Source organism: Paenibacillus sp. JT22N1 (assembly GCF_059692155.1).
Genome location: NZ_JCAUAW010000055.1, coordinates 1 through 9105, shown reverse-complemented (window position 1 = coordinate 9105; position 9105 = coordinate 1). Strand labels below are relative to the sequence as shown.

The window sequence follows — 9105 nt, the reverse complement described above, 5'->3', positions numbered from 1 at the left end:
TAAGAGCGCCTCCTTGATGGTGTTGGGTTAAACCCTTTGACAAACCCATCATACCGAGGCGCTCCTTTTCTTTCAAAGTCCAATTCTTAGGACTAACAGGAATGTTTAGCTTAATCATTAAGGTCACTGCAAACCGTCGGGAATGAGATAATGTTCTTGTCACACGACAAGAAACTACATAGGGTTTGTGTCACAATCAAGCGGTCCGCTTATTCTTTACTCCCTACCCCATAAAACGAAAAGCCACAAACTCGTTTTATATCAAAAAAACCCATGTGAAATGAACTCTCACTCAGATGGGTGCGGCAGTGCTTTATTTTGTCAGGCTGTTCATTTAATGATTGACGTAATCACGAATTGCTATTCTCATCGGTTTGTGTGCTGATTAACCAACTACGTTAGTTACTACTTCGATATTGCCACGGGTTGCTTTGGCATATGGGCAAACCAGATGGGCTTCCGCGACGATTTCCTCAGCCACGCTTGTTTCTACGCCACTTATAGTGATGTCCATATTCATGGCTAGTACATAGCCGTCGCTCGCATCCTTGCCAAGCGTAACATTAGAAACGATTGTTATACCTTCCGCTTTAATATTCTTTTTTCTAAGAATAGTACCCATCGCACCTTCAAAGCATGCGGCAAATCCTGCGGCGAAGAGTTGTTCTGGGTTTGTTCCAGCTCCATTACCCCCTAATTCCTTAGGATATCTCAAGTCCAAGTTAAGATTGCCATCATTGGAAACAGCTTTGCCATCTCTTCCGCCTTTAACGTTTACAGTAGCCGTATACAATTTCTTTTCCATTTTTACCATTTCCGAAACTCTCCTTTTATTACTGGATTATTTTATACTTTTTGTGCGCTGATAAACCAACTGCGTTCGTTACTAATTCGATATTGCCACGGGTTGCTTTGGCATAAGGCAAACTAGATGGGCTTCCGCGAACGCTTTTTTATACGGCCTCTGATAGCGATGCCCATATTCATGGCTAGAACATAGCCATTCGCATCCTTAAATATAGTACCCATCGCACCTTCCAAGCATGCGGCAAATTATACGGCGACAGTTGCTCTAAATTTATTCCAACTCCAATAGTTGGTTTAACTACTCTACCGTAAATGGAGTAAATCAAATTTCGAGAAGCTGTTTTTGGTTTATGAAAATCGAACTCATCATGACTGTTCATCAAAAAGCTTGACATACGCACCGTAGCCTCTTTCTTCAAGTTCATGCTTCGGTATAAATTTTAAAGCCGCAGAATTAATGCAGTATCGTACTCCCGTTGGTTTGGGACCGTTATTGAACTTGTGGCCAAGAAAGGAATCGGCATTCTTGCTTTTAACCTCGGGAGCTACAGACACAAAACCATAGCTATTTTTCACAATCAGATTGTTGGGCTCCAGTGGTTTTGTGAAATTTGGCCAGCCTACACCTGCATCAAATTTGTCCTTAGAGCTAAACAGCGGCTCGCCGGAAACGATATCCACGTAAATGCCTTGCTCGTTGTTGTCCCAGTATTCGTTATTAAATGGCTCTTCGTCCACCCCATGTTGAGTGACCTCATATTGGAGTTTGGTCAGCGTTTTCAGCTTTTCTTCCTTATTAAAACCTTTTTGAATGTTCACGTTTCTGTCACTCCCCCAGATTCTATCTAAGCTTGCATCGCGGTCGGAGCCGAGCAAATTGATTTTGAAACTGATCGGGTTATTTTTGAAAAAGTTTTGATGCTCTGCTTCCGCCTTGTAAAACGTCGATGCAGATTCAATCTTCGTTATAATCGGTTTTTCGAACCTTTCTGAAGCTACTAAAGCATCTCTGGACGCCTCAGCCAACTCCTTTTGTTCATTGTTTTTATAAAATATGGTGGTTTGATATTCGCTGCCGCGATTAGCAAATTGTCCCTCTGCATCCGTTGGATCAACGTTTCGCCAGAAAATTTGCAGTAGTTTATCATACGAAATCTGATTAGGGTTATATCGAACTTCCACCGATTCGAGATGTCCCGTAGTTTGGGACCCCACTTCTTCATAAGTAGGATTTTCCTTATGGCCTCCCGTATAGCCGCTTTCAACGCCTAACACACCATCAAGCTTCTCAAATACCTCTTCCAGCAACCAGAAGCAGCCACCTGCAAAAATAGCCGTTTCGTCTGGCGTGTTCGAAATTTCATTCGCTGTTGTCATAGCATCTTGAGCTTTCACGATGTCTTTTTTGTGATTTAAACTGAAAAAGGAGTAACCAAGAAAGACAAGTAGAGTTATGGACAGCGCCAATAATTTGCGGTTTGTTACCTTCATGTTCCCTTACACCTCCGCGGTACATAATGGGATAGCGTACACCCTAGTCTCTTAATAGTTCAGAAAACAAATTACTTCATACAAAGTTCCAACCACTAATGTAATAACAACAACCAAAAGGACGAATCGAACCGTTAAGCCAAATTTTTTCACGCCTATCCTTCTTTTGTTTTCATTACTTAGATTTTAACAAGAATAGCGCGCATGCAAACCTGTGGAAAGTCATGTCTTTACATCAAAAAGAGCACAACATTTGATCGCTAAAGCATGATAAATTTCATGCTCTATGCCAAAAGTCATGCTCTTTCAATTATAATAGATGGTGAACTGAGAATAGCGCAGCTTGCGTTCTATCGCGAAGACCGAGCTTGGCAAAAGATTCGACAAATGATTTTTCACAGTTCCTTCCGTAACAAAAAGCAAGCCCGCAATTTCTTTATTATTTTGTCCGTGACCCAATAAAGCTAATGCCTCTTTCTCCCGATCAGTTAAGAGCGCTAGCTCGTCAGGCTCCGTACGATTAACGGGCTGCACATTAGTTAGATTCTCTTCCGTCATTTTTTTTATCTCTTTTAGCAGCCGAGCCCGTTTAATCAGCCGTTCTTTCGTGCCCGTTGTTGAGTAGATCTGACAGCTAGGTGAACAAAAGGCAGCCGATCATTCTGGCCGGCTGCCGTCGTGTTTGTATTCCGCTATCGTTCCTCGTTAGGTTAACAATAAGCTTTATCTAAGATCATTATCTTGAATTACTCCGAACATTCCAGTCATTCCTTCATGCTTTTTAAAACCATATTTATTATAAAAAGATTCTTTACCTTGTGCTGCAAATAAACCAATAAATGATTTTTCAGGAGCGTTTTCCACTAAGTATTCTTTGATAGTTTCAATTATTGGCCGGACACCAGGATCCGGTATACGCTGAGAGGGACGGTAATCGGGCAGAAGGACAGCGCCAAGCAGGACATGCTGGACTTGGTTCAAGGTTGGGTTATTCCTGAGTAATTGAAACATCTATTCAAGGAAAATAATGTATAAGGCTGAATGTGTTGAGTTCACGCTAATGCAACGAGGCTGCCGATCCATGTCGGCAACCTCGTTGTTTATCCGTGGTTGAAGGGTCATTATCCTGCGTTTTAATCCAGCAACCACTTACACTTTTTATAACGACAGTCGTCTTTTGTCCCTGTTCTCGAGACGATTCGGATTCTTCCGTCATTTACTGATTTCCGAATAATGTAATGGATAACACGGTTTCTATCTATTTCACCTGATAGAACGCATCGAATTTCACACTGATCAGGTGTGGACTCTATAATACGCAAGGATTCCACCTTACGGGGAAGTTCTGGGGGATCACCTGATAAGGTTGCAGTTTCCCCGTTAATTGAGAGTACCTTTAAATTGCACATCATCGTATTGGTGAATTTATCACTCCAATACTGGTTGAAAAAAAGTTTGACCTTTTTAATAGTTTCAAAACGTTTATCATCTACAACCTGAAAAATATATCCGTTCAGGTTCAACTCCTCTCCCTTTCGATCTGAATAACAGACTTCAAGCCAAACTTGTTCAGCTTCATCGATAAATTTTTTTAGCTTGCTTTCACTCCACATGATCTTCACCTCATCAATAAAGTATGATGATGATGCTTTTACTGTTCACGTGAGAATCTGTAAATTACAATATAGAAAATTTTACAACCGCAGGACAATTCACCACGCCTTCATACAACAAAACCCATCGATGCCAGATATTTGCCCGTTAGGTGACAAAAGGTCATCGACCACCTGCAGCCTTGTTTGTTATTCAACTCTTGTTTTCCGTTAGCTTAACTGTTTTATTGCATTCCTCAATCTATCTACGGCTTTATCAGGGAATTCGTACTTCCATTCTTGTTTATATTGTTTAATGCCAAATTCCATTTTTAATCGTTCAATTTCTCTTAATAATAATCTGCCAAATTTAATCATAATTTCAGATCCATAAAAAATATTTATGTTTCCCGTACTTCGGGTTTCATCTATAGATATTAGCACTTGTTTTGTTAATTCATTAAATGAGAGGATATATTGCCCAGGCTCATAGTAACACTTGAAAATTTCTTGTTTAGCCCCCTCTAACATAGATGCCATTGTATTAATAAAGTCACTAATAAAATCAGTGATATAAGAAACGGACATCTCCGTTTCAGATTCGCCATTAGAAAAGATGATTGTGCACCAACCTGACTTGATACTTTCAAATCGAAGAGTAATCAACATGATGACCTCCATAAATTACAACCGAAATAGAAACCTAAAGTATTTCTTACGAACTATGTGAATTCTACATGCTTGAAGTATTCGCGAAGTGATTAAACTATCCTGCCCGTTAGCGGGGAGAAGGCAACCGTTTAATGTTGGCTGCCTTCTCCTGATATCTATTAAGCTATAGTTTTCCGTTAGCGGAATCATTCATCTCGTAAAATCGTCGTTATGTTTGTTTGCAAGCGTCGGGATCGTTTGCTGCTGTCGCGCGATACATTTGCGCCATCGTCAGCATTTTGTCGAATGTTTCGTCGTTTGCGCAAATCGCTAGGCTGCCCTCTGTAACCTACGACTCGATTTCGCCTGGGCTCTGAACACAATAATGCCTATTTCAAATTGGCACAAATACTCGTTGTTTGTTATTTTCGGTAGGAATATACAGAATTTCTGTTTCTTTATATGGTAGTTCAACGACTTCATCAATAATATTATCAATTCCATCGCTCTCCTTTTTTTGTTTCATACCTTTTTTTACTGTGCTCAAGTTTTTGTTTTCTAACACAACTTTTTCTTTTGCTTTATTAACATCGCTTTTAGATTTAACAGCAGCAACCGTCTTGATTCCAATTTCATATAGAATGCCCCAACCAGTAGAAATATGAATATCAGTTAATTTATCTAATGATTTTTCATATTTTTTCTTTTTATCAACCAATTCGTTACTACTCCGCTGCTGTCTCATTGAATAGATCTTCTCAACTTCTAAGTCAATATTATGATAAAAACTATTAGCATAATTTTGTTTTAATTGCCTTGTTAGTCCATTAATAATTTCTATTTGACCACCGATCTTCATTCTTGTTCCAATCTCAATTAGTTCTGCAAACAAAGATAATTTATTAGCCTCAAAAGCAATCGTCATTGTGAAATTAATATCCCTAAGTTTCTTTTCCTCAACTTTTGAATCAATTTCCAAGTTCAATTCACTTTCTTGTCTTTTCAAACGATACGTATATTCTTCATGAATTTCATCTGCAGTTTTTTTATAGTTCCTAATAGCAGATAAATCAGTAGTATCAACAAATTCTCTATTTGCAATTTCAGACAAACCCTTTCTAGCAGCAATCAAACGCCCAATGTTTGTATCATGATGAATATTTAGAAGTTCTTCTAATTTCGCATCCATATCTGTAATTTGAGCATTAATTTTATGCAAATAATATGTCCCTGAAACAGCTGACATCACTTGCATTCCTGCTGAAAGAATAATTGCTGGATTCACTGAAGCACTTAAACCAACGTCAGCAAAACCAGCGTGCTCGACTAAACGTCCCGACGCGTCTCGCACCATTGTTGATGTAGTTCCATTTGCAAATTTAGACAAATTGGCGGGATTTGCAGTTGCAGTAAACAAGCCATTAGGTGCTTGTTTTGCAATTTGAGCTAAAGTCATTCCTTGATTAGCAACTTGCAATGCCGTCTGTGAAACGTTACCCGTCATCAATGACAAGTTAGATACAAAGACCTCCTTGTATTTTTTCTTTGCTTCCAATTTATCATCAGTTACCTTTTCCAAAGAAAGCTCACCGCCTATAGGGCTAGAGACAACAATTTCATAGATTTCATTTGAATTATTTAACATTTTATCTTCAGACATTTAAACTATCTCCTCGGTCTTTTCATTAGATATTGTTCCGGAAACCTTCTTATTTAACAATAAGATTGTTAACTATTTCTGCATCAGCACTAAGTTAACCTGCCCGTTAGCGTAACGCGGCCACCGTTTCACGCCGACGTTTTTATTTAGCTCCCCCGCCAGTTAAATCAACCAGAAACTGACGTGATTAAGAATACATAGAAATCCAATGCTTAGTGGGATCCATCGGGAATGTCATAATGTTCTTGTCAAAATCGGGAATGTCCTCAAGTTCTTGTCATCTGATTTTGACAAGAACTTGAGGACATAAAAACGTACTGAGTTACCTATTTCTGAACTTGTTTTGTTTCATTATTATCAACAGTATCTACCGCAATACTGAGTTATGACGAAAGCGATGAGGATACACGTTTGCTTTTTTAAGGTAAGATAGTTCTTCAACTGTAAAAAACAACAGGTTTGAGTCACGCATGCCGCGGGTATAATGGTTGAGGATCTAACGAAGCTCTAAGTTAGTTAGAAAAACATTGCCTTTCCAATGCGGATATGGGACATCCTAGACAAGGAGCTTCGAGTCCCATGGGATGATAAGGAACGAGGTTAGATCCACTCACGGCGACAGCCATCTCGGTCACGTCTTCCCGGATGGCTGGGCTAATCGCGGTGGCCTACGCTACTGCATCAATTCCGCGTCGCTCCGATTCATCCATCGCGACGACATGGAGAGCGAGGGCTACGGCAAATATCTCGATCAGATTGAGGAGGTTTAACATGCATCAGCGCGCTGTACTCGCTGGGGGATGCTTCTGGGGAATGCAGGACTTGATCCGCAAGCTTCCCGGCGTCGTCTCGACTCGCGTCGGCTATACTGGCGGTGACACTCCGAACGCGACCTATCGAAACCATGGCACTCATGCGGAGGGGATCGAAATCGTCTTCGATACAGCGGAGACGAGCTATCGGCGCATCCTGGAGTATTTCTTCCAAATCCACGATCCTACGACGCGGAACCGTCAGGGCAACGATATCGGCACAAGCTACCGTTCGGCGATCTACTATGCGAGCGACGAGCAGAGAAAGGTGGCGGAGGAGACGATCGCCGACGTGAACGCGTCGGATCTGTGGCCGGGCAAGGTGGTCACCGAAGTGACGCCTGTTGGCGACTTCTGGGAAGCAGAGCCGGAGCACCAGGACTATCTGGATCGCTATCCGAGCGGCTACACCTGCCACTTCCCGCGCCCCAACTGGGTCCTTCCCAGACGGGAGGCCGGTGGCGCCCCGTCAAGTAGACAACAATGAAATAAGAGCACTAAGCAGCCTTAGTTCGGTACTCCACCGGACTAAGGTTGTTAATTTCTTCTGAAACCGCTTGTAGTTGTAAAAGTGAATGTACAGGTGGAGCTCATCGATGAGCTGCTTCTGTCCCTTCTTCATTCTGACTACAGGGTGAAATCCTGCGAATTCATAAGTCTGAGTGAGGAACCGGAATCATTTCGAGGGAGCTTAATTCATTGTCAACCAAGGTTCAGTCCTCCAGCTAGACTTCCTGGCAACATATATTGTGTTAGCATTAATGTTAATGAACATTTCAGTAGGACAATCCTTATATTTATGAGACAAAAATTCAGGCAGAATGGCTGCATCAAATTCCCATATGCCTTCTTTTCCCCCAGATATTAATGCCCCCCAAGGTATTCCATCTGAGACTTCGTTTGTGAAAAACACTCCGCTTTCTGTAAACTCTTTTGAGAACTTTTCCATCATTGCCCATACGAGGGGTTTGTGTTCATCTTTTAGCTGTCCAATGCGGTTTTCAATTTCTACTGTCAAGAACAGTAAACTAACTTCTATCCAAGCGTCTTGGAGTTCTTTTCTTTCCTGTGGGGTCCATCCCGTCATATATGGGCGAATATGTAGTTGGTACCCATCATTATTAAATAACTGTTCTTCCGCATCACCGCCAACACTCAGAGTGTGTAATTGTTCCCATTCCTGATCAGTTGTGAAGTATTTAGAATCAAGTCCCAGAGAGTTTAGCACTTCTGCAAATTGCTTTATAACGTCCTTGAAATTTTCCGGGTTACTTTTGATATAAGTTTGTATTTGAGAATATTCGGACATTAAATCACCTCTTGTCTGGTTACTAATAACCCATCATTATAATGCTATTTCAGGGTAATCACTAAGCTATAGTTTCTCGTTAGCTTAATGTAGTAATGTCAATCATAAAGTCCAAAATGTAAAAGAAACATTCTCTTGTTACATGTAAAAATGAAATCATGCCATATTCCTTCATAAAAAAAATTAGGATCACATTGCACTTCATGTACTGATTCGAGATCTTGAAAAAAATCAGACAACAACTTGATGAATCCTTCTATACAGTGTTCTTTCTGAAAATCAACATATTTCGAAGTGGGAGTTGGATAACCGACTTGGAAAAACCATTCCTCACAAATTCCAAAAATCTTCACTTTCCAATCTTCGATTGGTATTAATTGTGTATCACCAAGATTTTCATCCTTTTTTAATTCAAAGCTGCTTTCAAAAGCTGTAATAATACACTTATGATATTCAATCTCAGTACACTCAAACGTATATCCATGATTGGTATGGACATTTAAAAGAGCAAATGCTAATAAATAACCGTTAATACTAGCTAGCTTGGCACTATTCATTTTTTCTTCACTCATAGTTATCACGTCACATTCCTAAAAAGTAATATCAACACACTTCCTATAACATTAAGACGCTCTATCTTCAATAAAGTTCCATTAGGTCTAAGTTATTCCACTCTACTGCCCGTCCCTCGGTTTTAAGGGTTTATCTCACATATACTCACTCATTCGCAGGATTTTGACACCTTGGTTTGCAGATGTTGTTCAGGAGAGCGCTCATCAGACG

The 9105-nt window shown here is 40.4% G+C and carries 10 protein-coding genes and 1 pseudogene; 2 read left to right on the top strand and 9 right to left on the bottom strand.

What is annotated here, in order from left to right:
- Positions 1 to 385: 385 nt before the first annotated feature.
- From AC58UU_RS39730 to AC58UU_RS39700, 7 genes are all read right to left on the bottom strand, one after another.
- A complete protein-coding gene (locus tag AC58UU_RS39730; RefSeq protein WP_307442810.1) occupies positions 386 to 814 on the bottom strand; it encodes an organic hydroperoxide resistance protein in 429 nt (142 codons plus the stop codon).
- Between the two features lie 359 nt (positions 815 to 1173).
- Positions 1174 to 2184, bottom strand: coding sequence for a peptide-methionine (S)-S-oxide reductase MsrA (msrA, locus tag AC58UU_RS39725; RefSeq protein ID WP_497323012.1), 1011 nt, complete (start codon positions 2182 to 2184; stop codon positions 1174 to 1176).
- Between the two features lie 420 nt (positions 2185 to 2604).
- Positions 2605 to 2856, bottom strand: coding sequence for a response regulator transcription factor (locus AC58UU_RS39720; protein ID WP_497323011.1), 252 nt, complete (start codon positions 2854 to 2856; stop codon positions 2605 to 2607).
- Between the two features lie 165 nt (positions 2857 to 3021).
- Positions 3022 to 3279 (bottom strand): GNAT family N-acetyltransferase, encoded by a 258-nt coding sequence (locus AC58UU_RS39715; protein ID WP_497323010.1) that lies wholly within the window; start codon positions 3277 to 3279, stop codon positions 3022 to 3024.
- Between the two features lie 152 nt (positions 3280 to 3431).
- Entirely contained in the window at positions 3432 to 3911 is a 480-nt protein-coding gene (locus AC58UU_RS39710; RefSeq protein ID WP_497323009.1) for a DL-endopeptidase inhibitor IseA family protein, read from the bottom strand.
- 210 nt (positions 3912 to 4121) lie between these two features.
- Entirely contained in the window at positions 4122 to 4559 is a 438-nt protein-coding gene (locus AC58UU_RS39705) for a hypothetical protein (RefSeq protein ID WP_497323008.1), read from the bottom strand.
- 376 nt (positions 4560 to 4935) lie between these two features.
- Positions 4936 to 6201 carry a hypothetical protein gene (locus AC58UU_RS39700; protein ID WP_497323007.1) on the bottom strand — a complete coding sequence of 422 codons (1266 nt, stop codon included), beginning with the start codon at positions 6199 to 6201 and terminating at the stop codon, positions 4936 to 4938.
- Positions 6202 to 6776: 575 nt separating this feature from the next.
- Here AC58UU_RS39700 and AC58UU_RS39695 point away from each other — a divergent pair.
- Together AC58UU_RS39695 and msrA (AC58UU_RS39690) are read left to right on the top strand one after the other, a co-directional pair.
- Positions 6777 to 6971: pseudogene (locus tag AC58UU_RS39695) on the top strand (peptide-methionine (R)-S-oxide reductase); the annotation flags it as partial.
- Between the two features lies 1 nt (position 6972).
- Positions 6973 to 7500: a peptide-methionine (S)-S-oxide reductase MsrA gene (msrA, locus tag AC58UU_RS39690; protein ID WP_056837637.1), complete on the top strand. Its 528-nt coding sequence runs from the start codon at positions 6973 to 6975 to the stop codon at positions 7498 to 7500.
- Positions 7501 to 7704: 204 nt separating this feature from the next.
- On the opposite strand, the gene AC58UU_RS39685 is transcribed toward msrA (AC58UU_RS39690), so the two are convergent.
- Together AC58UU_RS39685 and AC58UU_RS39680 are read right to left on the bottom strand one after the other, a co-directional pair.
- Positions 7705 to 8322: a hypothetical protein gene (locus AC58UU_RS39685; RefSeq protein WP_497323006.1), complete on the bottom strand. Its 618-nt coding sequence runs from the start codon at positions 8320 to 8322 to the stop codon at positions 7705 to 7707.
- Positions 8323 to 8420: 98 nt separating this feature from the next.
- On the bottom strand, positions 8421 to 8894 hold the full coding sequence (locus AC58UU_RS39680; RefSeq protein WP_497323005.1) for a hypothetical protein: 474 nt from the start codon (positions 8892 to 8894) through the stop codon (positions 8421 to 8423).
- Positions 8895 to 9105 lie beyond the last annotated feature (211 nt).